Annotated in this window: 19 protein-coding genes; 10 read left to right on the top strand and 9 right to left on the bottom strand. The window is 67.9% G+C overall.

The window, feature by feature from the left end; all coding sequences use genetic code 11:
* Positions 1-14 precede the first annotated feature (14 nt).
* Together ABIC44_RS02960 and ABIC44_RS02955 are read right to left on the bottom strand one after the other, a co-directional pair.
* Positions 15-1,019 carry a polysaccharide deacetylase family protein gene (locus ABIC44_RS02960; protein WP_354293526.1) on the bottom strand — a complete coding sequence of 335 codons (1,005 nt, stop codon included), beginning with the start codon at positions 1,017-1,019 and terminating at the stop codon, positions 15-17.
* Between the two features lie 8 nt (positions 1,020-1,027).
* Positions 1,028-2,866 carry a sensor histidine kinase gene (locus tag ABIC44_RS02955; protein ID WP_354293525.1) on the bottom strand — a complete coding sequence of 613 codons (1,839 nt, stop codon included), beginning with the start codon at positions 2,864-2,866 and terminating at the stop codon, positions 1,028-1,030.
* A gap of 191 nt (positions 2,867-3,057) precedes the next feature.
* Between ABIC44_RS02955 and ABIC44_RS02950 the strand changes: the two genes are divergently transcribed.
* The gene (locus tag ABIC44_RS02950) at positions 3,058-3,525 is read left to right on the top strand and encodes an Lrp/AsnC family transcriptional regulator (RefSeq protein WP_042487895.1); all 468 of its coding nucleotides are present in this window, start codon (positions 3,058-3,060) and stop codon (positions 3,523-3,525) included.
* A gap of 789 nt (positions 3,526-4,314) precedes the next feature.
* Here the strand turns inward: ABIC44_RS02950 and ABIC44_RS02945 are convergent.
* Positions 4,315-5,607, bottom strand: coding sequence for a tetratricopeptide repeat protein (locus tag ABIC44_RS02945; RefSeq protein ID WP_307098064.1), 1,293 nt, complete (start codon positions 5,605-5,607; stop codon positions 4,315-4,317).
* Positions 5,608-5,776: 169 nt separating this feature from the next.
* On the opposite strand from ABIC44_RS02945, the gene ABIC44_RS02940 reads away from it, so the two are divergent.
* From ABIC44_RS02940 to ABIC44_RS02920, 5 genes are all read left to right on the top strand, one after another.
* Positions 5,777-6,517 carry a YaaA family protein gene (locus tag ABIC44_RS02940; RefSeq protein ID WP_354293524.1) on the top strand — a complete coding sequence of 247 codons (741 nt, stop codon included), beginning with the start codon at positions 5,777-5,779 and terminating at the stop codon, positions 6,515-6,517.
* Positions 6,514-7,212 carry an SDR family NAD(P)-dependent oxidoreductase gene (locus ABIC44_RS02935; RefSeq protein ID WP_307098062.1) on the top strand — a complete coding sequence of 233 codons (699 nt, stop codon included), beginning with the start codon at positions 6,514-6,516 and terminating at the stop codon, positions 7,210-7,212. Before ABIC44_RS02940 ends, ABIC44_RS02935 begins: the two co-directional genes overlap by 4 nt.
* 317 nt (positions 7,213-7,529) lie before the next feature.
* Complete coding sequence (gyrA, locus tag ABIC44_RS02930; RefSeq protein ID WP_309694646.1) at positions 7,530-10,280, top strand: DNA gyrase subunit A; 2,751 nt, start codon at positions 7,530-7,532, stop codon at positions 10,278-10,280.
* Positions 10,277-10,627: a DUF952 domain-containing protein gene (locus ABIC44_RS02925; protein ID WP_354293521.1), complete on the top strand. Its 351-nt coding sequence runs from the start codon at positions 10,277-10,279 to the stop codon at positions 10,625-10,627. The genes gyrA and ABIC44_RS02925 overlap by 4 nt, the downstream gene beginning before the upstream one ends.
* Before the next feature lie 87 nt (positions 10,628-10,714).
* The gene (locus ABIC44_RS02920; protein ID WP_354293519.1) at positions 10,715-11,998 is read left to right on the top strand and encodes a methyl-accepting chemotaxis protein; all 1,284 of its coding nucleotides are present in this window, start codon (positions 10,715-10,717) and stop codon (positions 11,996-11,998) included.
* Here the strand turns inward: ABIC44_RS02920 and ABIC44_RS02915 are convergent, their stop codons facing one another.
* Positions 11,999-12,433, bottom strand: a complete 435-nt coding sequence (locus tag ABIC44_RS02915) for a DUF488 domain-containing protein (protein WP_354293517.1) — start codon at positions 12,431-12,433, stop codon at positions 11,999-12,001.
* Positions 12,434-12,507: 74 nt separating this feature from the next.
* On the opposite strand from ABIC44_RS02915, the gene trmFO reads away from it, so the two are divergent.
* Positions 12,508-13,899, top strand: a complete 1,392-nt coding sequence (trmFO, locus tag ABIC44_RS02910) for a methylenetetrahydrofolate--tRNA-(uracil(54)-C(5))-methyltransferase (FADH(2)-oxidizing) TrmFO (RefSeq protein WP_354293516.1) — start codon at positions 12,508-12,510, stop codon at positions 13,897-13,899.
* Here trmFO and ABIC44_RS02905 read toward each other — a convergent pair.
* The 4 genes from ABIC44_RS02905 to pdhA form a co-directional block, all read right to left on the bottom strand.
* Positions 13,811-14,299: an EF-hand domain-containing protein gene (locus ABIC44_RS02905; protein ID WP_354293514.1), complete on the bottom strand. Its 489-nt coding sequence runs from the start codon at positions 14,297-14,299 to the stop codon at positions 13,811-13,813. The two genes, trmFO and ABIC44_RS02905, sit on opposite strands and share 89 nt — an antisense overlap.
* A gap of 281 nt (positions 14,300-14,580) precedes the next feature.
* Entirely contained in the window at positions 14,581-15,273 is a 693-nt protein-coding gene (locus ABIC44_RS02900) for a squalene/phytoene synthase family protein (protein ID WP_354293512.1), read from the bottom strand.
* Between the two features lie 88 nt (positions 15,274-15,361).
* Positions 15,362-16,792, bottom strand: a complete 1,431-nt coding sequence (locus ABIC44_RS02895; RefSeq protein WP_354293510.1) for a pyruvate dehydrogenase complex E1 component subunit beta — start codon at positions 16,790-16,792, stop codon at positions 15,362-15,364.
* Position 16,793: 1 nt separating this feature from the next.
* Complete coding sequence (gene pdhA / locus ABIC44_RS02890; RefSeq protein WP_294235726.1) at positions 16,794-17,837, bottom strand: pyruvate dehydrogenase (acetyl-transferring) E1 component subunit alpha; 1,044 nt, start codon at positions 17,835-17,837, stop codon at positions 16,794-16,796.
* A 171-nt stretch (positions 17,838-18,008) separates the two neighbouring features.
* Here pdhA and ABIC44_RS02885 point away from each other — a divergent pair, with 171 nt between their 5' ends.
* The 3 genes from ABIC44_RS02885 to ABIC44_RS02875 are packed head-to-tail and all read left to right on the top strand — an operon-like array spanning position 18,009 to position 21,546.
* A complete protein-coding gene (locus tag ABIC44_RS02885) occupies positions 18,009-19,361 on the top strand; it encodes an MFS transporter (RefSeq protein WP_354293508.1) in 1,353 nt (450 codons plus the stop codon).
* Positions 19,358-20,278 carry a cysteine synthase A gene (gene cysK, locus ABIC44_RS02880; protein ID WP_294235727.1) on the top strand — a complete coding sequence of 307 codons (921 nt, stop codon included), beginning with the start codon at positions 19,358-19,360 and terminating at the stop codon, positions 20,276-20,278. The genes ABIC44_RS02885 and cysK overlap by 4 nt, the downstream gene beginning before the upstream one ends.
* Positions 20,275-21,546: a cell wall hydrolase gene (locus ABIC44_RS02875; RefSeq protein WP_354293506.1), complete on the top strand. Its 1,272-nt coding sequence runs from the start codon at positions 20,275-20,277 to the stop codon at positions 21,544-21,546. The genes cysK and ABIC44_RS02875 overlap by 4 nt, the downstream gene beginning before the upstream one ends.
* A gap of 248 nt (positions 21,547-21,794) precedes the next feature.
* Here the strand turns inward: ABIC44_RS02875 and ABIC44_RS02870 are convergent, their stop codons facing one another.
* Positions 21,795-22,205: a MerR family transcriptional regulator gene (locus ABIC44_RS02870; protein ID WP_354293504.1), complete on the bottom strand. Its 411-nt coding sequence runs from the start codon at positions 22,203-22,205 to the stop codon at positions 21,795-21,797.
* Positions 22,206-22,235 lie beyond the last annotated feature (30 nt).

The raw sequence follows: 22,235 nt of genomic DNA, 5'->3' as shown, positions 1-22,235 counted from the left end.
GTCGCCCGCCGGTGTCAGCCGGAGCGCCGGTCGAGCGCCGCGAGTATATCCGAGACCGTGGTGGACAGGACGCCCCGTTCGGCCAGCCGGTCGAACACCGCATCCCACCACCGATCGAACTGCGTCCGGTCGCGCGCATCGCGGACATAGGGGGTATGCCCCGGCTCCAGCGTCGGGGAATGAAAGGAAAAGACCAGCAGGCGGACACCGTCCTGCAATGCCCGGTCGATCCCCGCCAGCGCATCGGCGATACCCACCCCTTCAGGCGTCAACGGTATCCGGTTGAGCAACCCCGCCCGTGCCAGCATTCCGCGACCATATGGGACCTGTCCCGCGCACCGATAGAGGCGCGGTCCGCATCGCCCCAAGAGCCCGTCGAACACACTGGTCAGCGGCAACTCGATCATCCCGTCACGGCGAAAGCCATGCGCCGCGATGCCGCCGAAATCCATGCCCCCTTCGTCGCCATAATCGTGCAGCGCGCGCATCGAGCTGTCGATCCGATAGCCCCGCTCCGCCAACAGGCCCAGCGAGGACGGCCCCAACCCATAGCGCCCCGACCGGAAGATGCGCGGCCCCGTGCCGAAACCCTGCGCCAATGCCTGGGTCAGCGTATCGAGCTTGGCCGTTTCCAGCGCGGGGGGCAGGTTGCCCGCATGGCTGGTGAAGGGGTCGACCACCTCCCGGTAGGGCGGGGTGACCCAGGCGTGAAGCTGCGCCCCGATTTCCGACCGCCCGTCGTTCAGACACTCGGACAGGATCGCGACCGACGCCGGATCGACCGCGACCGGATAGTCGACCATGCAGGTCAGCCCGACGCCCGCCGCGGCAAAGCGCCGATGCGCCGCCGGGAAGGCCCGCATCGCCGTCGTCGCACGGTGCCGCCGATCGAGCGGCGCGGACCAGTCGAATTCCTCCTCGACATCGACGGTGACCAGGAAGCGGGTGCCGAAATCGGCGGGCCAGTCGATCCGTTCCTCCGCACTCGGCGGGTCGGGGCGCCAGGGCCGGGTCGGCATGGTCGGCTTCAGCGGCGCGACGCCTGTCCCGCGCGCTGCTCCCCGCCGAGCGGCAGCGCCAACACGACCCGGTGGAGCCCGATGGTCAGGCCGCCGCCCATTTCCGCGCCCAGCTTGTCGATCAGCCGCAGCGAAAAGCCGGTGCCGAGCAGCGGCGCACCGTCACGCTGATCCTCGTCGCCCGCCTCGCTGAGCAGCGCGCCCTCGGTCTCGACGGTCAGGGCCAGCGGCCGGTCGACGCGCAGCACCGCCATGCCCTGATCGATCGCCAGCCCGGCGGCCAGCCGCTCGCCGACCACGCAATTGGACAGCAGGACGGAGAACAGTCGGGTGATCAGCCGCTCGCTCGCGCGGTCGTCCGCCAGGGCGGTGATCGCCTGCTCGGGCGCCTCGAAACGGATTTCCGCACGGCGCAACTCGGCCAGCGGGTGGAGTTCGGTCAGGATGCGCCGGATCAGCGGCTCGAGCGGCACGACGGTCGGCCGCAGCTCCAGCACCCGTCCCTCGATCCGCGCCGCCGTGTCGAGATCCTCGACCGAGGCGAGCAGGTCCGCCGCCATCGACCGGATGGCCGATGCCCGGTCGCGATAGACCGGCGCGACGGGGCCGAGCAGCTCGCTTTCGATCAGTTCGGCAAAGCCCGCCACCGCATTGGCGGGGGTACGGAGTTCGTGGACCAGCTGGCGCAGCGAATCGGACGAAGCCTTGTCCGACGCCGTGTCGGCGCCGACCGCATTGGCGATCTCGTCGCGCCGGGGCCGCCGCCCGCTGCCGCGATAGCCCAGAAACTGGCCGGTCAACGGGTCGAAATAGGGCATGGCCGAAACCCGCCACGATCCCGCCGCTTCCGATGCACCGCCAATCTCCAGCCGGGCGTCGCGGAAGGGCGAGCGGCGCCGAAACGCCCCCATCGCCACGCCGTCGAACTGCGCCAGCCCCTGCATCACGGTCTCGGCGATGCTGACGCCGACCAGCGGCCCGCGCGCGACGCCATCGACGCCCAGGATCAGTCCACGCGTGTCGGTCTCGAAATCGAAATGCGCCGGGCCCGCATGGCTCGGGGTCGCCCCCGCCACTTCTTCGCGGCGCTGGTTGAACGCGTCGATCCGGGCGACCAGATCGGCGATCTCATAGCGCGGGGGGGCGGAAGCGGGCTCGGCATGGCGCATCGCCTCGGCCATGAAGGGCAGGGTCCGGGCCACCTGCCCCAGCGCGACGAACGGCGTGGCGGGCTGGGTCGGCACGGGATCGAGCAGGATGGACAGCGGCGGCTGTTCGGCGACCGGCGGCTCCTGCGGCGGCAATGGCGCGGCGGCGGGCGGCGGCGGGGGCGTGTCGCGGGCGATCGGCCAGCTTTGCGGCTGGGATGGGGTCGGCGCCACGGTGACGGGTTCGGGATCGGCCACCGCCTCCGCGCCGAAGTGCGGCAGGACGAAATCGACCGCGCCGAAGCTCTCCAGTCCCCGCTGCACCGTTTCCGACAAATCTCGACGATGACGGAGGATCGATCGGGTGCCGGGCGTCAGCCGGGGCAGGATCGCCAGCCAGTCCGCATCCGCCAGGGTCACCGAGCGCAGGACCGGCCCCGCGACGGGCAGATCGTCCTGGGCGAAGAAGGCGACCAGCGCGACCGGTGCCGGGCCCTGACGCAGCATGCGGGCGCTGGCGGCACGAACGGGCTCGGGCACGATATCGCGCAACGCCGCCAGTCGCGCCAGCATCGGCGGATCTGCGGGAACCCGCCCGCGACTCATCAGGTCGACAAGCTGCCGCCAGGCAGTCTGCGCGCCGAATGGCGTCGCAGTGTCGGCCGAAAGAATCGTCGCCAGACTGTCGTCGAACCGCACAGAGCTCCCTTTACGCTTGGGCCATGGCCCCTGAGGACCCTGACGTAACGTCTTTATCCTTCCAACTGGTAACCTGCAAATATCACGCGACATGCCGTTGCAAAGTGAGACAATTGCGGTAGTGCGTAATTTTCTTATATCCAGCCGCAAACGAACATAGGGAATCGGCTTTTTATGTGGAGTATCGTGTAATGGCGCTCGATCGCATCGATCGGCAGATCCTGGCGCTGTTGCAGGCCGATGGCCGTATGACCAATGTCGAACTCGCCGAACGCGTCGGTTTGACCGCCCCGCCCTGCCTGCGTCGCGTCCGCGCGCTGGAGGAAGCGGGGGCGATCCGGGGCTATCACGCCGATCTGGACGCCGCGCGTCTGGGCTTTCCGATCACCGTCTTCGCGATGGTGTCGCTGCGCAGCCAGGCCGAACATGACCTGGCCGCGTTCGAGGCGCATGTCGCCGGTATCCCCGAAGTGCGCGAATGCCATATGCTGAACGGCGAGATCGACTTCATCCTGAAGATCGTCGCGTCGGACCTCAAGAGCTTCCAGGAAATCCTGACCGGGCATCTGACACCGGCGCCCAACGTCGCCAGCGTCAAGACCTCGCTGACCATTCGCACCGCCAAGCAGGTGTCGGGGATTCCGATCGAAGCGGACTGACCCACGGGTTTTTGGCAAGACAGGAAACCGGCCTTCCGCGAGGGGGGCCGGTTTTTTTCTTGGGCCTCGATCTGCCGGGGCAATTCAATTTCCAGGAATTCGCGTGGCCTTCGGCTGCGCTCAGGCTGAACGGAGAGAGGGGCGCGGGCGGTGCCTGGGACTACTGACCCGACAGCCGTTCGCGCTAAGCGAAGTCGAAGCACACGCCCTGCGGCTTCCTTCCCGGCGAGCACAATCCCGTGGCCTTCGACTGCGCTCAGGCTGAACGGAGGGCGGGGCGCGCGCGGCGCTTGGGGCCGCTGACCAGACAGCCGTTCGCGCTGAGCGAAGTCGAAGCGCACGCCCTGCGGTTTCCTTCCAGGCGAGCGTATTCCCGTGGCCTTCGACTGCGCTCAGGCTGAACGGAGGGCGGGGCGCGGGCGGGGCCTGGGACTACTGACCCGACAGCCGTTTGTGCTGAGCGAAGTCGAAGCACACGCCCTGCGGCCTCCCTCCAGGCGAGCGCAATCCCGTGGCCTTCGACTGCGCTTGGGCCGAACGGAGGGCGGGGCGCAGGCAGTGCTTGGGGCTGCTGACCCGACAGCCGTTCGCGCTGAGCGAAGTCGAAGCGCACGCCCTGCGGTTTCCTTCCAGGCGAGCGCAATCCCGTGGCCCTCGACTGCGCTCAGGCTGAACGGCGGGTGGGAGGGAGCTTCGCGCATCTCCCCCGGAACGGAAAAGGCCCCGGCTTTCGCCGAGGCCTTTCCGCAGGACCGGACCGCGCCGACCGGATCGGCGCGGACGATGACCTTATGCCTGGGTCGAGAGCCAGGCCTTCCAGAAGCCCGCCAGATCGGCGCGCGGGGCGCCCTTCACGGCGTCGAAGGCGGCGGTGGCACCGGCCTTGTCGCCCTGCGCGGCGAGCGCGATGCCGAGGCGGGTGTTCACCTCGCCCGCATCGACGCCGCCCTTTTGCAGCGCGGTGCGGTACAGCTCGGCCGCCTTGGCATAATTGCCCTGGCCGTAATAGGCCTCGGCGGTCAGCGCGGCGAGCTTGCCGTCGCCCGCCGACTTGGCGCGCGCCTCGGTCGGAGCGAGCGAGCCTTCCTGGCGGCTCTTGGCGGCGGCGGCGGTCAGCATCGCCTTGGCGGTGGCGTTACCGGCCGGGATCTTGCCGGTCGCCATGCCTTCCTTCAGGACCGCTTCCGCCTCGGCGGGCAGGCCCTTGTCGGTCGCATATTGCGCATATTCCATATAGTCGTTCTGGTCGGCCAGCGACTTGGAGGCGCGCATCAGGCGGAACAGGTCCAGCTTCTGGTTCTTGTCCAGCGTCGCCAGCGAACCCGGCTGCAGGCCATAGATGACCAGCGCGTTGCGCCAGTTCTGGGGCGTCGGATAGGCGACGATCCACTTGCGCATCCAGGTCAGCGTCTCGGGGACCATCTTGCTCTTGTTGGCGCGACCGATGGCGTACTTGTAATAATCCTCCGGCGCCTTCTGGCCCGAGGCGTTCATCTGGTCGATGGTGGTGGCCAGCGCGGCGTTGGCACCCGCGACGTCGCCCGTCTCCATCTTCGCCTTGACGATCAGCAGCGGCAGGTTGGGGTCGTTGTAACCCAGCTGCTGCGCCTGTTCGAAATATTTCAGCGCGATCGGATACTGCTTGCCATTATAGGCCAGCGCGCCGCGACGATAGACATAGCGCGGCTTGTCCGTCACCGGGGTCGAAGGGCTGGCGATCAGCACGTCGAGCGGCTTGGCAAGCGGGGCCTCGTCGATCGGCGCGTTCGGGTTCGCCTGCTGGGCGGCGAACAGCTTGCCCGATTCGAGTTCGTAGCGCATCGCGGCCGCGATATACTTGTCGTCCTCGGTCTTGGCCGCAGCCTCGACCGCCGACACCAGCGGATCGGCGGCGGCATAATTCTTCTGCTGCAGCACCGGCTGTGCCGCCTGCGCCGCCTTGAGCGCCTCGGGGCTGAGCTTCAGGCCACCGGCTTCCTGCTCCTTGCCCTTCTTCTGCGCAACGGCCGGCGCGGTCAGCGCAACGCCACCTACGCCCGTCGCAAGCACCGCCGCCAGCGCGAGTTTCGGAATGATTTTCATGCGAATTCTCTCCAAGAATAGAGCCTGTCAGGTCCGGAACCGTCGATGGCGCGCTTGTAGGGACAGGTCTCGTCCCGTTCAAGCAAAGCGATGATGCGTGCCACCCTATCCGTCAGCCGCTGAACGCGGATTGAACGCGAACGCTCCGCCCGCTAGCGCGTGCGCCATCATGATTGCCGTCATTTCCCCCGCCAAGACGCTCGATTACCAGAGCCCCCTCCCCGATCTCGCCCCCACCCGCCCGCATTTCGCGGTCGAGGCGGACGCGCTGGCCGCCGCCGCCGCGGGCCTAGGCGAAGAGAAGCTGTCCGCGCTGATGCGCATCTCGCCCGCGCTCGCCAAGCTGAATGCCGAACGGTTCCGCGACTTCGCCGACGCGCCCGAGCGGCCCGCGATGTTCGCCTTTGCGGGCGACGTCTATACCGGGCTGGAGGCCAAGACGCTGGACGAGCCCGCGATCCTGTTCGCGCAAGATCATCTGCGGATGCTGTCGGGGCTTTACGGGCTGCTCCGCCCGCTGGACGCGATGCGTCCCTATCGGCTGGAAATGGGCACGCGCTGGGCGCCGCGCGGGGACAAGCTGACCGACTGGTGGGGCGACCGGATCGCCGCGCGCCTGGCCGAGGAGGTCGAGGCGGAGGGGACCGGCACCATCCTGAATCTGGCCAGCCAGGAATATTGGCATGCCGTCGACGGCAAGCTGCCCGCGTCCATCCGCGTGATCGGCGTCGATTTCCGCGAGGGTGACCGCTTCGTGAGCTTCCACGCCAAGAAGGCGCGGGGCGCCATGGCGCGCTGGATGGTCGAGCATGCCATCACCGACACCGATACGATGCGCGGTTTCGATAGCGACGGCTATGCGTTCGATGCCGAGGCGAGCACGCCGACCCTATGGAGATTCGTGCGATGAGCGAGTGGAAACGGGCGATCGTCATCGGCGCTTCGGGCGGGATTGGCGGAGCCCTTGCCGACGCGCTGGAAGAAGAAGGGATCGCCGTCGCCCGCTTCGCCCGCTCGATGACCGGCGACGCGCATATCGATCTGGAGGACGAGGCCAGCATCGCCGCCGCCGCCGCGCGAATCGCCAGCGGCCCTGCCCCCGATCTGGTGATCGTCGCCACCGGCCTGCTGCATGACGGCGAACAGGGGCCCGAAAAGGCGATCGACCAGCTGTCGCCCGCATGGCTGGCGCGCAATTTCGCGGTCAACGCGATCGGCCCGGCGCTGGTCGCCAAGCACCTGCTGCCGCTGATGCCGCGCACCGGCAAGACGATCTTCGCGGCGCTGTCGGCGCGGGTAGGCTCGATCTCGGACAATCGCATGGGCGGCTGGTACGGCTATCGCGCGTCCAAAGCGGCGCTGAACCAGTTCATCCGCACGCTGGCGATCGAACACAAGCGGCGCAACGACCGCTCGATCGTCGTCGCCCTGCACCCCGGCACCGTCGATACCGCGCTGTCCAGGCCGTTCCAGGGCAATGTCCGCCCCGGCGGCCTGTTCGCCGCCGACCGCGCCGCCGTGCAACTGCTCGACGTCCTCGACGGATTGCGCGCGCCCGACAGCGGCAAGCTGTTCGACTGGGAGGGCAAGGAGGTCCAGCCCTGACCCGTCAAACCCTTGTTACGACAACGTCATGACAGAATAGTAACATCTGCGACATGTCGCCGAAATCGCCGGGACGGCATAAGGTCCTGGCTGGTCGCCGTTTACTCCCGTCGGCGACCAGCGCCTCGAAAAGTCCCGCGATCCTGCTGCCGAGGGGGAGCATAGGCGCCGGGCCCATCCCCGCCGACCCGCTCCGCGCCCGCCGTTGCTCCCGAACGGCCCCTCGCGAATGGGGTCGCGCGGGGGTGGTCAGGCGGCTCACGCTCGGCTAGTACCCTTGGTTCCCATCTGACCATCAAGCCGGAAAGCAACAGACTTTGGCCGACGAGACGACCCTCGCGGAACCTTCCGATATTTCGACGATCTCCATCGTCGACGAGATGAAGTCGAGCTATCTCGACTATGCGATGAGTGTGATCGTGGCGCGTGCGCTGCCCGATGTGCGCGACGGCCTGAAGCCCGTCCATCGCCGTATCCTCTATTCGGCCGCCGAGAGCGGCTTCGTCGCGGGCAAGCCGTACCGCAAGTCGGCGCGCATCGTCGGCGACGTCATGGGTAAATACCACCCGCACGGCGACAGCGCGATCTATGACGCGCTGGCCCGCATGGCGCAGGACTGGTCGATGCGCGTGCCGCTGATCGACGGCCAGGGCAACTTCGGCTCGATGGACCCCGATCCGCCCGCCGCGATGCGTTACACCGAAGCGCGCCTGGCCAAGGTCGCCAACTCGCTGCTCGACGATCTCGACAAGGATACGGTCGACTTCCAGCCCAACTATGACGGCTCGGAGCGCGAACCCTCGGTCCTGCCCGCCCAGTACCCGAACCTGCTGGTCAATGGTGCCGGCGGTATCGCGGTCGGCATGGCGACCAACATCCCGCCGCATAACCTGGGCGAGGTGGTCAATGCTTGTCTCGCGTACATGGAAAACGGCGCGATCACGGTCGAGGAACTCAACGAGATCGTCCCCGCCCCCGACTTCCCCACCGGCGCGCTGATCCTGGGCCGTTCGGGCGCGCGCTCGGCCTATCAGACCGGGCGCGGCTCGATCATCGTGCGCTCGCGTCACGAGATCGAGGAGATGCGCGGCGACCGCCGGGCCATCGTCCTGACCGAAATCCCCTATCAGCAGGGCAAGAACGCGCTCGTTGAAAAGATCGCCGAGGCCGCCAAGGAAAAGCGGATCGAGGGGATCAGCGACATTCGCGACGAATCGAACCGCGAAGGCGTTCGCATCGTCATCGACCTGAAGCGCGATGCGACCCCGGAGGTCGTGCTCAACCAGCTGTGGCGGCACACCCCCGCCCAGACCAGCTTCCCGGCCAACATGCTTGCCATTCGCGGCGGGCGGCCCGAACTGCTGAACCTGCGCGACATCATCCAGGCCTTCGTCCAGTTCCGCGAGCAGGTCATCACCCGCCGCTCCAAGTTCGAACTGGCCAAGGCGCGTGAGCGGGCGCACATCTTGCTGGGCCTCGTCATCGCGGTGACGAACCTGGACGAAGTGGTGCGGATCATCCGGGGTTCGGCCTCGCCGGTCGCCGCGCGTGAGGCGCTGCTCGCCCGCGAATGGCCGATCGCCGAGATCGCGCCGTACATTCGCCTGGTCGAAGCAGTCGAAAGCGAGGGCTTTGGCGACACCTATCGCCTGTCCGAGACCCAGGTCCGCGCGATCCTCGACCTGCGCCTGCATCGCCTGACCGCGCTGGGTCGCGACGAGATCGGCGACGAGTTGAAGGGTCTGGCGGACTCGATCACCGAGCTGCTCGAAATCCTCGCCAACCGCGTGAAGCTGTACGAGGTCATGCGCGGCGAGCTGGTGGCGATCCGCGACCAGTTCGCCACCCCGCGCCGCTCGGAAATCGCCGCCGCCGCCGATGGCATCGACGACGAGGACCTGATCGAGCGCGAGGACATGGTCGTCACCGTGACCATGCAGGGCTATATCAAGCGCACCCCGCTCGACGCCTTCCGCGCGCAGAACCGGGGCGGCAAGGGCCGCTCGGGCATGGCGACCAAGGACGAGGACGTCGTCACCGAGCTGTTCGTGACCAGCACCCATACGCCGGTGCTGTTCTTCTCGAACCATGGCAAGGTCTATCGCTACAAGGTGTGGCGCCTGCCCGAAGGCGGCCCAGCCACGCGCGGGCGGCCGATGGTCAACCTGCTGCCGCTGGCACCCGGCGAGACCATCTCGACCGTGCTGCCGCTGCCCGAGGACGAGGCGGAGTGGGGCAAGCTCCACGTCATGTTCGCCACCGCCAAGGGCGCGGTGCGCCGCAACTCGATGGACGCGTTCACCAACGTCCCCTCGAACGGCAAGATCGCGATGCGCTTCGACGACGAGAGCGAGGACCGGCTGATCGGTGTCGCGCTGCTCGGTGCCCAGGACGACGTGCTGCTCGCCACCCGTTGCGGCCGGGCGATCCGCTTCGCCGCCGACGATGTGCGCGAGTTCCAGAGCCGTACCTCGACCGGCGTGCGCGGCATCGCGCTGAAGGGCGAGGACGAGGTCATCTCGCTCTCGGTCCTGCACCGCGTCGGCACCACCCAGGAGGAGCGCGAGGCTTATCTGCGCTTCGCCCCCTGGAAGGGCGAGAAGGAAGGCGAGCCCGAGCTGTCGGTGGAGCGGTATGAAGAGCTGCGCAACTCCGAGCAGTTCATCCTGACCGTCTGCGCGAACGGCTATGGCAAGCTGTCCTCGGCCTATGAATATCGCCGCACGGGCCGTGGTGGCCAGGGCATCACGAACATCGACAATATCGCCCGCAACGGCGATGTCGTCGCCAGCTTCCCTGCATCCAAGGGGCATCAGCTGATGCTCGTGACCGACCAGGCCAAGCTGATCCGCATGTCGCTGGCGTCGCTTCGCGTCATCGGGCGCGGCTCGGCGGGGCTGCGGCTCTTCAACGTGGCGGCGGGCGAGCATGTCGTCTCGGCCGCGCGCATCGAGGAGACCGAGGAGGATGCCGAGATGAACCTGGCCGACGGCACGTCCGACATCGCGCCCGAGCCCGACGCGGTCGTCGGCGAGAACCTCGCCGCCGGACCCGAGGATGGCGAATGAGCCAGCCCGCCACCGCCTATAAGGTGCTGACCGCCGATCAGATGGCGGCGCTGGAACAGGAGGGCGCCTTTGCGGGCGCCCCCGTGGATATGGCCGATGGCTATATCCATCTGTCCACCGCCGCCCAGCTGACCGACACGGTCGACAAGCATTTCGCCGGCCAGGACGACCTGCACATCGCGGCGGTCGATCTGGCGGCGATGGGCGGGGCGGTGAAGTGGGAAGAGAGCCGGGGTGGCCAGCTCTTCCCGCATCTCTATGCGCCGCTGCCGCTGACGGCAGTGCTGGCCTATGGTCCGATGAAACGCGATACGGACGGGACGGTCCGCCTGCCCGTTTTGGGGTGATCGCAAGGAAATTGATGGCGTTGCGTCACGAAAACGTCATCAATTCCTAACACGGCGTTTACGGTTGATGACCTAGGGACGGAGGCGATGAAGCCGCCCGTCTTCTCCTCCGGGGTCGCCGTGCCCCAAGCCCCGGTGATCGACGCCGATGCGTCGTTGACGGCGGCGATCGGCCTGTTCCGGCAGCATCCCGACATGCGGCTGCTGCCGGTGCTGGACGCCGAGCGCCGCCCGGTCGGCGCGATCCGTGAGCGGGACGTGAAGGGGCTGCTCTACAATCCCTTCGGCCATGCGCTGCTGCAAAATCCCGATTTCGGCGCGACGCTGGATGGTTATGTCCGCGCCCATCCCTGTTGCGAGGTCGGGGCGAGCATCGCCGAAAAGCTGGCGCTCCATGCCGATTGGGGCGCGCCCGACGCGCTGATCCTGACGAAGAAGGGTGTTTTCGAGGGCACGCTGGATGCCGCCACGATCGCGCGGCAGGCGGCCGATGCGCAAATCGCGCTGGCGCAGGAGCGAATGGCGCGGGCACGTCGGATCGACGGCGCGGCGCACGACTTCCTGGCCGATATCGCCATCCTGTCGGACACGCTGGCCCGCGCGACCGGCGATATGGGCCGCGTGGCGGGCGATCTGGCGCGCTATGCGGGCGAAACCCAGATAGGCGCGACATGCATGACCGAGGCGGTCGAGCAAAGCCGTTCGGCGCTGGGCGACACCGCGGCGCGCGGGCGGGGCCTGGCCGATGCCTTCGCCTCGATCACCCGCGACATGGACAAGGCGCGCGATATCCGCCGCACGGTCGGCGACCGGATCGCCGCCACCGGCCTCCGCGCCGATGCCCTGGCCGACAGCGCCACCGCGATCGACGCGCTGCTCGCGCTGATCGAGGCGGTATCGGCCCGCACCAACCTGCTCGCGCTGAACGCCGCGATCGAGGCCGCGCGCGCTGGCGAGGCCGGACGCGGCTTCGCGGTCGTCGCGCATGAGGTCAAGGCGCTCGCCAGCCAGACCCGCGAGGCCGCACAGAACGCCGCGCGCAACATCGCCGAGGTCAAGACCAACCTGCACGCGCTCGTCGCCGAACAGGGCCAGCTTTGCGAGGCGGTCGGGGCGATCGGCGCCATCTCTCAGGCGATCGACCTGGCGGTGGCGGCGCAAGGCGTCGCGACCACCGCGATCGCGGGCAATGTCGAACAGTCGGTGACGGCCGCGCACCAAATCGGGCGACAGGTCGCGCAGATCCAGCAGGATGCGACCCGGATCGATCAGGAAGCGGGCGCGCTCCACGGCCTGGCGCAGGCTTTGGGCCAAACCATCGGCGCGCTGCGCGACCGCACGGCCAGCTTCGTGGACCTGGTCGCGGTCTGATCAGACATAGAGGTCGACCACCGTCATCCCCTGCCCCACCGCCTCCAGCAACAGGGTGCGATGGCAATGGCAGGGATCGCGTTCGTAGCAGAGCAAGGCGGACGGCATCTCGCCCGCCAGATCGAGCATCCGCGCCGCCGCCGCCTGCGCCTCGGGCAGCGCCAGCTGATCGTCATAGACGTCGCGCAGCGTCCCCACATCGCCCTTCTTGGCCGCATCCCGCCCGCGCTTCGGCGTGCCCAGATCCTTGAGGTGGACATAATGGATCCCGACCTCGCGCAAGGCGGCGGCCAGCGGCGACTTGGAAAAGCCGGGCCGCCGCGACAGCGGCAGCGCGCGGACGTCGATCAGCCGCGCGACCCCCGCCTGTTTCAGCGTCGCGAGGAACCCGTCGACGGTCGCGCCCTCATAGCCGATGGTGAAGATGGTCGTCATGCTCCGGAGGTGGCGGCGGTGTCGCATCGGCGCAAGTGCTTCCACCCCGGCGCTTCCGGGTCTAAGGCGACGCGATGACCTATGACATTCATGTGATCGGCGGCGGGCTGGCGGGCTCGGAAGCCGCGTGGCAGCTTGCGGAAGCGGGGCTGAAGGTGCGCCTGTCCGAAATGCGCGGCGGCGCGGACACCACGCCCGCCCATCATGGCGGCGATCTGGCCGAGCTGGTCTGTTCCAATTCCTTCCGCTCGGACGATGCGACCTCCAACGCGGTCGGCCTGCTCCATCAGGAGATGCGCGCGCTTGGCTCGATCATCATGGCCAAGGGCGATGTCCATGCCGTGCCTGCCGGTTCGGCGCTGGCGGTGGACCGCGACGGCTTTTCGGCCGGTGTCACGGCCGCGCTTGCGGCGCATCCCAACATCACCATCGTTCGCGAGCGGATCGATGCGTTGCCGGAAGGACCCGCGATCATCGCCACCGGCCCGCTGACCGCGCCGTCGCTGGCGGGCGGCATCGGCGAGGCGACCGGCGCGGAGGCGCTGGCCTTCTTCGACGCCATCGCGCCGATCGTCCACCGCGAGTCGATCGACATGGACGTCGCCTGGTTCCAGAGCCGCTGGAACAAGGGCACGGGCAAGGATTACATCAACTGCCCGATGGACAAGGACCAGTATCTGGCCTTCCATCAGGCGCTGCTCGACGGCGAGAAGACCGAGTTCCGCGAGTGGGAGAAGAACACCCCCTATTTCGATGGCTGTATGCCGGTCGAGGTCATGGCCGAACGCGGCGTCGACACGCTGCGCTTCGGGCCGATGAAGGGTGTCGGCCTCGACGATCCGCGCACCGGGCGCTGGCCCTATGCCGTCGTCCAGCTGCGCCAGGACAATGCGGCGGGCACGCTGTGGAACATCGTCGGTTTCCAGACCAAGCTGAAATATGCCGAGCAGATCCGCATCTTCCGCACTATTCCGGGGCTGGAAAAGGCCGAGTTCGCGCGGCTGGGCGGATTGCACCGCAACACCTTCATCCGCTCGCCCGAGCTGCTCGACGCGACGCTGCGGCTGAAGTCGCGGCCCAATCTGCGCTTCGCGGGCCAGATCACGGGTTGCGAGGGCTATATCGAGAGCGCCGCCATCGGCCTGCTGGCCGGACGTTTCGCGGCGGCCGAGCTGACCGGCAAGACCATCGCGCCGCCGCCGGTCGAAACCGCGTTGGGCGCGCTGCTGGGTCATATCACCGGGCTGGCCGAGGCCGAGACCTATCAGCCGATGAACGTCAATTTCGGCCTATTCCCGCCCATTCCCGGCCGGACCAAGAAGGCCGATCGCAAGAAGATGTACACCGACCGCGCGCGCGAGGCGCTGCCCGGCTGGCTCAACTCTCTTCCGCCGGGGCCGCCTCCGGTGCCTCAGCCGGTGCCGTTCGCGCCGGAGGACAGTTCGCCCGAGCCGGTCGACGCTTGACGGCGGTGGTGGCGAACTCGGCCGCGTTCATCGCGCCGGACCTGTCGCGGTCGGCGTTGGCGAATTTGGTCGTGGCCTTCACCGCCCATTCGTCGAACGACAGCCTGCCGTCGCCGTCGCGGTCCAGCTTGGCGTAAGCCTTGCGCCGCGCGGCGAGATATTCCTCGCGGGTGATCGCGCCGTCGCGGTCTTTGTCGTAGCGGTCGAAGCGCTTCTGCTCGCGGGTGCGGGCGGACGCTTCGGGAAGCGGCGTGTCGTCCTCTCCGGCTTGCGGGGAGGCCGCCGTAGCGGCACTTGCGGCGGGGAGTGGGGATGGTGTGTCGGGTCGGCTGCCCCACAGGAACAGCCCTGCCCCCACCAGCACCAGCGTGCCCAACCCTCCGGCCAGATAGCGCCACATCGGTCCCGTCTCCCCCCGTCAGACGGGCTTATGGGTAACCGGGGTTATAGGCGGGCGGCAAGGGATTCCCGTGGCCTTCGACTTCGCTCAGGCTGAACGGTGGGAGGGAGCGCCATTCCCAATGCTCGGCGTACCCCGGCGAAGGCCGGGGTCCAGTTTCTGTGCAGCCTGTGGAGCGCCCCGGATCGGCGGGGGAGGCAAAGGTCTCGCGCCGTCGATAGGGCAGCGCAACTGGACCCCGGCCTTCGCCGGGGTACGGCACTATCTCCAGGCCAAGGACGTCAGCGCCCCGTCAAACCATGCCACGCCAGCCGCGCCGCGCGGAGGGGATGGCCTGGCAGGCGGTCCGGGTGGCGCAAACCTTCACGGGCCAGGACACCCAGGCCGCTCAACCCCCGCGTCCCTCGCGCCCGCTTCGGCGACAGCGCGGTGTCCAGCTCGCCCAGGGCCTGTGCGCCGATTCGATCCGCCAGCGGCTTGTCGCTGATATGCCCGGCCAGGTCGGCCTTGGCCCAGGCGATCCCGAGAGGTTCCCACCCCTCGCCACCCAGCAACCGCCCGATCGAGGCGAACAACAACCCGCCCCGTGCGCTTGCATGAAGTGCCACCCGTTCGTCGTCCAGCGGCTCGCCATCATCGAGAAGCGCCTCCCACGCCTCGATCATCGGTGCGAGGTCGGCTCCCCGCACTCCGCCGGGCAACACCGTCGCCGCCAGCCGCTGGAGTACCGGATGCGCCGGGGCAGGCTCACGGTCGAGCTTTTCCAGCGCCTCATACCACCAGGTCAGCCGCATCTGGCCGATCATCGGGTCGGTCGTGCTTTGCAGGATCGAGGCGAGTTGGTGATCCAGATCGAGCAGCGCCGCGAAGCCGTCGCGCGCCGATGCTGGCGCATAACCCACGGCCAGCGCCTGTTCGCGCATCACCGCCTCAATCGCGGGCGGGGGTGTGGTGGCGGCAGGAGCATCGGTCATCCCTTGCCCTTCGCACAGGCGGCGGCCACGAAAAAGGGCCTCCCGGTCTCCCGGAAGGCCCCCTTCAGATCATAAGATAACCCGCCGCTTAGCCGCGATAGGTGACCTTCTTGACCGCCGCGACGACCTTGTTCGCGTCGACCAGCGCCAGCTTCTCGAGGTTGGCGGCGTAGGGCAGCGGCACGTCCTCGTTGGTCACGCGCAGCACCGGCGCGTCGAGGTCGTCGAACCCTTCTTCCATCACGACGGCGGTGATTTCCGACGCGATCGAGCAGGTCGGCCAGCCTTCCTCGACCACGACCAGGCGGTTGGTCTTGGCGAGCGACTTCAGCACCGTCTTGGTGTCGAGCGGACGCAGCGTGCGCAGGTCGATGACCTCGGCGTCGATGCCCTCGGCGGCCAGCTTCTCGGCGGCTTCGAGCGCGACGCCCACGCCGATCGAATAGGAGACGAGCGTAACGTCCTTGCCCTCGCGCATGATCCGCGCCTTGCCGATCGGCAGGACGAAATCGTCGAGCTTGGGCACGTCGAACGAACGGCCGTACATCAGCTCGTTTTCGAGGAACACGACCGGGTCTTCCGAACGGATCGCGGCCTTCAGCAGGCCCTTGGCATCGGCCGCGTCATAGGGCGCGATCACGATCAGGCCGGGGACCGACGCATACCACGGACCGTAATTCTGCGAGTGCTGCGCGCCGACGCGGCTGGCGGCACCGTTAGGACCACGGAACACGATCGGGCAGCGCATCTGGCCACCGGACATATAGTTGGTCTTGGCGGCCGAGTTGATGATGTGGTCGATCGCCTGCATGGCGAAGTTGAACGTCATGAACTCGATGACCGGACGCAGGCCGCCCATCGCGGCGCCGGTGCCGACACCGGCAAAGCCGTACTCGGTGATCGGCGTGTCGATCACGCGACGGTCGCCGAACTCGTCCAGCAGGCCCTGCGTTACCTTGTACGCGCCCTGATACTGGGCGACTTCCTCGCCCATCACGAAGACGCGGTCGTCGGCGCGCATTTCCTCGGCCATCGCGTCGCGCAGCGCTTCGCGGACGGTGAGCTTCACCATCTCGGTGCCTTCCGGGATTTCCGGCGAGGCGGGCGCTTCCTGCTCGGCGGCGGCGACCAGCTTCTGCGTGCCGCTCTCCTGCTCGGCGGCCGCCGCGCCCTCGGGCATCGGCGGCGAATTGGAGTCGGTCGCCTCGTTCTTCGGCGCGGCGTTGGCGGCCTCGCCCGAACGGCTGCCCGAGGCAGCGGCGGTCGCGACGTCCTCGCCCTCTTCGGCCAGCAGCGCGATGGCAGTGCCGACCTTCACATTGTCGGTGCCCTCGGCAATGATGATCTTGGCGATCACGCCCTCATCGACGGCCTCGAACTCCATCGTCGCCTTGTCGGTCTCGATCTCGGCCATGATGTCGCCGGACTTGACCGTATCGCCTTCCTTCACGAGCCACTTGGCGAGCGTGCCCTCTTCCATGGTCGGCGAAAGGGCCGGCATCTTGATCTCGATCGCCATCTTAGTAACGCTCCACCAGCACTTCAGTGTAGAGTTCAGCCACATCGGGCTCGGGGGTCTGCTCGGCGAAATCGGCCGCTTCGTTGACCTGCTTGCGGATGTCCTGCTCCAGGACCTTCAGATCGGCCTCGGTCACGCCCTGCGCTTCGAGCAGCTTCTTGACGTGGTCGATCGGATCGGACTTGTCGCGCACGCCCTGCACTTCCTCGCGGCTGCGATACTTGGCGGGGTCGGACATGGAGTGACCGCGATAGCGATAGGTCTTCATCTCGAGGATGACCGGACCCTTGCCCGCACGAACCCAGGCCAGCGCCTCTTCGGCCGCGCCACGGCACGCCAGCACGTCCATGCCGTCGACCTGGATGCCGGGGATGCGGAAGCTCTCGCCACGGCGATACAGCTGATCCTCGGACGAGGCGCGGTTGACCGCCGTGCCCATGGCGTACTGGTTGTTCTCGATCACGAAGATGATCGGGAGCTTCCACAGCTCGGCCATGTTGAAGCTCTCGTACACCTGGCCCTGATTGGCAGCGCCGTCGCCGAAATAGGCGAGGCAGACGCCGCCGTCATTGCTGTACTTGTGCCCGAACGCCAGGCCGGTGCCCAGCGACACCTGCGCGCCCACGATGCCGTGGCCGCCATAGAATTTATGCTCGGTCGAGAACATGTGCATCGACCCGCCCTTGCCCTTGGAGATGCCGGCGGCACGCCCCGTGAGCTCGGCCATGATGACCTTGGGATCGATGCCGTACGCCAGCATGTGGCCATGGTCGCGGTAACCGGTGATGACCGAATCCTTGTCGCCGTCGAGCGCCGACTGGAGGCCGACCGCCACGGCTTCCTGGCCGATATACAGGTGGCAGAAACCGCCGATCAGGCCGAGGCCGTAGAGCTGGCCCGCCTTTTCTTCGAAGCGGCGGATCAGGAGCATCTGCTTGTAGAAATCCAGCAACTGTTCCTTGGTAGCCTGGAACGGTTGCGGTTCGGCGGGACGCTCCCGATTGGGAATGGGGGGCTCGCTGGTACGGCTTGGAGCTTTTGCCACAGTCGGGAACACCTTTGTTTCCGTTAGGGAAGGATGGACGCCTATTGGCGTGCTTTGTCATGAAACTCAATTCCCCCTCTTAATTCCCATTCGGACAGAAGGAATTTAGCGGAGAATAGCTTTGCCTCGGTTGCCTTGACGGCGCGCCGCAGCCTACAACGCTCGCCGACCATGGATAGACCCAAACACCCGTTCCGCATCGCCAATTTCCGCAGCTACTGGCTGTCGCGGTTCAGCGGGACCATCGCGGTATCCGCCATGTCGATCGTCATCGGATGGCAGGTGTACAATCTGGCGCGCGAGACGATGGACGTCCGGCAGGCCGCCTTCATGCTGGGCATGATCGGCTTCGCGCAGTTCGTGCCGCTGTTCCTGCTGACCCCGATCACCGGCCTGGTCGCCGACAGCGTCGACCGGCGCTGGATCGTGCGGGCGACGACCGGACTGCTGGTGCTGACCGCTGCGAGCCTCTGGTTCCTGACCTGGTCGGGGCATCTGACGCTGGGGGCGTTGTTCACCGCCGCCGTCGCGTTCGGCATCGCGCGGGCCTTTTCGGGACCGGCCTATTCCTCGCTCGCCCCCAATCTGGTCCCGCGCGAGAGCCTGCCCACCGCCATCGCGGTCAGCTCGATCGCGTGGCAGGTCGGCACCATCGCCGGGCCGAGCGTCGGCGGGTTGCTCTATGCGATCCATCCCGAATTCGCCTATGGCGTCGCCACCCTGCTGTTCGCCGTCGCGCTGCTCTGCATCTTCCTGATCGGCCCGGTGCCGCAGCCGCCCGCGCAGACCGACCGCCGCCCGCTGACCCGAATCGTCGAGGGATTCAGCTATGTCCGCCGCAACCGGCTGGTCCAGGCGGCGATCACGCTCGACCTGTTCGCGGTCCTGCTGGCGGGCGCGACCTCGCTGCTGCCGGTCTATGCGCGCGACATATTGCATGTCGGGTCGCAGGGCCTGGGCGTGCTGGCGGCGGGCATGGGCATCGGCGCGGCGACCACCGCGATCTGGTTCTCGTTCAAGCCGATGACCAGCAATGTCGGGGTCAAGATGCTGGTCGCCGTCGTGGTCTTCGGCCTGTCGATCCTGACCTTCGGCATCGCCAGCCATGTGACCGGCGCCCTGGGGCTCCAGAGCGGCACGGTGGCGCTGGGCGGCGTGAACCTGTTCGTCCACCCCGCCTTCCTGCTCAGCCTCGCCGCGCTGATCTGCGCGGGCGGTGCGGACATGGTGTCGGTCTATGTCCGCCAGTCGCTGATCCAGCTCCACACCCCCGATGCGATGCGCGGGCGGGTGAGCGCGGTGTCGCAGCTGACCATCTCCGCCTCCAACGAACTGGGCGAATTCGAGAGCGGGGTCATGGCCTCGATCCTCGGCCCCGTCGGCGCGGTGGTGTTCGGCGGGCTGGGCGCGATCGGCGTCACCCTGCTCTGGTCGCGGCTGTTCCCGGAACTCCGGCGGGCGCGAACCTTTGATCCGCCTGAAATCCTTGCAACCGAACCAACCCACGGAGAAGCCAAGCCATGAAGGCCAACACCATCCTGGAAACGATCGGCAACACGCCGCATGTGAAGATCCAGCGGCTGTTCCCCGGATCGGAGGTCTGGATCAAGTCGGAACGCTCCAATCCCGGCGGCTCGATCAAGGACCGGATCGCGCTCGCGATGATCGAGGCGGCGGAGGCCAGCGGCGAGCTGAAGCCCGGCGGCACCATCGTCGAGCCGACCAGCGGCAATACCGGCGTCGGCCTGGCGATGGTCGCGGCGGTCAAGGGCTATAAGCTGATCCTGGTCATGCCCGAGTCCATGTCGATCGAGCGTCGCCGCCTGATGCTGGCCTACGGCGCGACCTTCGACCTGACCCCGCGTGAAAAGGGCATGAAGGGCGCGATCGAGCGCGCGCTGGAGATCGTGCGCGAGACGCCGGGCGCCTGGATGCCGCAGCAGTTCGAGAATCCCGCGAACATCGACGTGCATGTCCGCACGACCGCGCAGGAAATCCTGAACGACTTCCGCGATTCGCCGATCGACGTCATCATCACCGGCGTCGGCACCGGCGGCCACATCACCGGCGTCGCCGAGACGCTGAAGAAGGAATGGCCGCAGCTGAAGGTCTATGCGGTCGAACCCGCCGCCTCGCCGGTCATCCAGGGCGGCCAGCCGGGCCCGCACCCGATCCAGGGCATCGGCGCAGGGTTCATCCCCGCCAATCTCCACACCCAGGCGATCGACGGGGTGATCGAGGTCGATGCCAATGTCGCCAAGGACATGGCCCGCCGCTCCGCCCGCGAAGAGGGGCTGCTGGTCGGCATCTCGTCGGGTGCGACGCTGGCCGCGATCCTGCAGAAGCTGCCCGACCTGCCCGAAGGCGTTCGCGTGCTCGGCTTCAACTATGACACGGGCGAGCGTTATCTGTCGGTGCCGGACTTCCTGCCCGAACAGTGAGCGATCTGTCCCGGCCGCGCGGCGGCATCCGCGCGGCGCTGTTCGTCATCGCCGGTACGGCCAGTGTCGTACCGGCTTTGCTCGTGGCGAACGCCCCCGCCATTCCGAAGACGCACCACACCGCCAGCGAGCGGCTGCGACAGGTGCCGCGCGTGGTGCCGCCCGCCGAGCTTCCGCCGGTCGAGCCGGTGTCGTTCATCGACATGACGCCCGACGAGGCACGCGCCTATAACGAAGGCGTCCCCTTCTCGACCGATCCCAACCCGGCCGCCCGCCCCTTCGTCTTTCGGGGCACGGCGGAGGACAAGGCGCGCGCGCTCGACTGTCTGGCGGCGGGCGTGCTGTACGAGGCGGGCGACGATGCCAAGGGCGAGCAGGCGGTCGCGCAGGTCGTGCTCAACCGGCTGCGCCACCCGGCCTTCCCCAAGACGGTGTGCGGCGTGGTGTTCGAGGGGCAGGAGCGCAGCACCGGCTGTCAGTTCACCTTCAGCTGCGACGGCGCGCTGACCAAGTGGCAACCGCCCGAGGCCGCCTGGACCCGCGCCCGCCAGATCGCCGCGATGGCGCTGAACGGCAAGGTCTTCCGCCCCGTGGGCCATGCCACCCATTACCATACCGACTGGGTCGTCCCCTATTGGCAGGCCAGCCTCGACAAGGTCGCGCGGGTCGGATCGCATCTGTTCTTCCGCTGGGCGGGCTGGTGGGGCACCCCACCCGCCTTCAACCGGCACCAGGTCGCGGGCGAGCCGGTCATCGAAGCCCTCGCCCCCTTCTCGCCGCCGCATCGGGCGGGCACCGACGCGACCGACAAAGCGGGGGCCGCGCTGGCCGAGGGGGCGGTGGCGGGTGGTACGCTGGCCCCGCTGGCGAGCGACCCGGACATGTTCCTCGTCACCCTGCCCACCGGCCTGGCGCCCGAGGGCTTCGCCGCCTTCGCGCTGACCCTGTGCGGCGAGCGCAGGCATTGCACGGTCATGGCCTGGCGCGACGCCGCCGCCACCCCGCGCGCCGTGCCGCTGGCCCCGACGCAGCTGGAGACGATGGCGTTCAGCTATCTGCGCGATCCGACCACCGGGCTGGAGCGGACGCTGTGGAACTGTACCCTCTATCCGGCGATGCGGGGGCCACGCTGCATGAAGCGGCAGACGCTGACCGTCATACCCGTGCCTGCGGCGACCCCGACGCCCCAGCCCGCCGCGGCACCAGCACCAGGCGAACTCGGCGGCGTGAGACGCGCCAGTGGGCCATCGTCCGAAGGAAAACCGTAGGACGCCTGGGCCCGTCCAGCCCAATCCCGTCCCCCCACACCCGTTCAGCCTGAGCGAAGTCGAAGGCCAAGGGAAAACCTCTCCGACACCACCATGGGACGACGGCCCGCTTGTCGGGAGCACGTGAAATCGCTTGCGGCCAGCGCCGGGCGTGGCCTTCGACTTCGCTCAGGCTGAACGGAAGTTGGGGAATGGGGGATGGCCGCCGTATCGCGCCCATCGGCATGGCGCGCGCCTGTCCCCCGCTCTCAATCGCGATGCGTTTCCACCAGCGTCACGAACTCCGCCAGTTCCGCGATCGCGGCATCGATGTCGTGCTTCTGCGCCTGCAGGGCCTCGATCTTGGCGGTGCAGCGGGCGATCGTCACCTCGCGCTGCTGGCGGCGGCCGTCGCCCAGATCGTACAGGTCGATCATCTCGCGTATCTCGGCCAGGCTGAACCCCACCCGCTTGCCGCGCAGGATCCAGGCGAGACGCGCGCGGTCGCGCGGCGAATAGATGCGCTGCGTCCCCCGCCGCTCGGGCGAGATCAGCCCCTCATCCTCGTAGAAGCGCAGAGCGCGCGCGGTCACGCCGAACTCGCCGCACAATTCGGTGATGCTGTACGAGTCGCGGTCGGGTTGGGGCGGGGAAACGGGATGGGCAGCGACCTTGGCCATGATGCCGGAGGCTAGGGTCCGTTTACGTCA

It is taken from the genome of Sphingomonas sp. 1185, assembly GCF_040544655.1.
Classification (GTDB): Bacteria; Pseudomonadota; Alphaproteobacteria; order Sphingomonadales; family Sphingomonadaceae; genus Sphingomonas.
The sequence above is the reverse complement of the archived record's forward strand: the minus strand, read 5'-3'. Positions and strand labels throughout refer to the sequence as shown.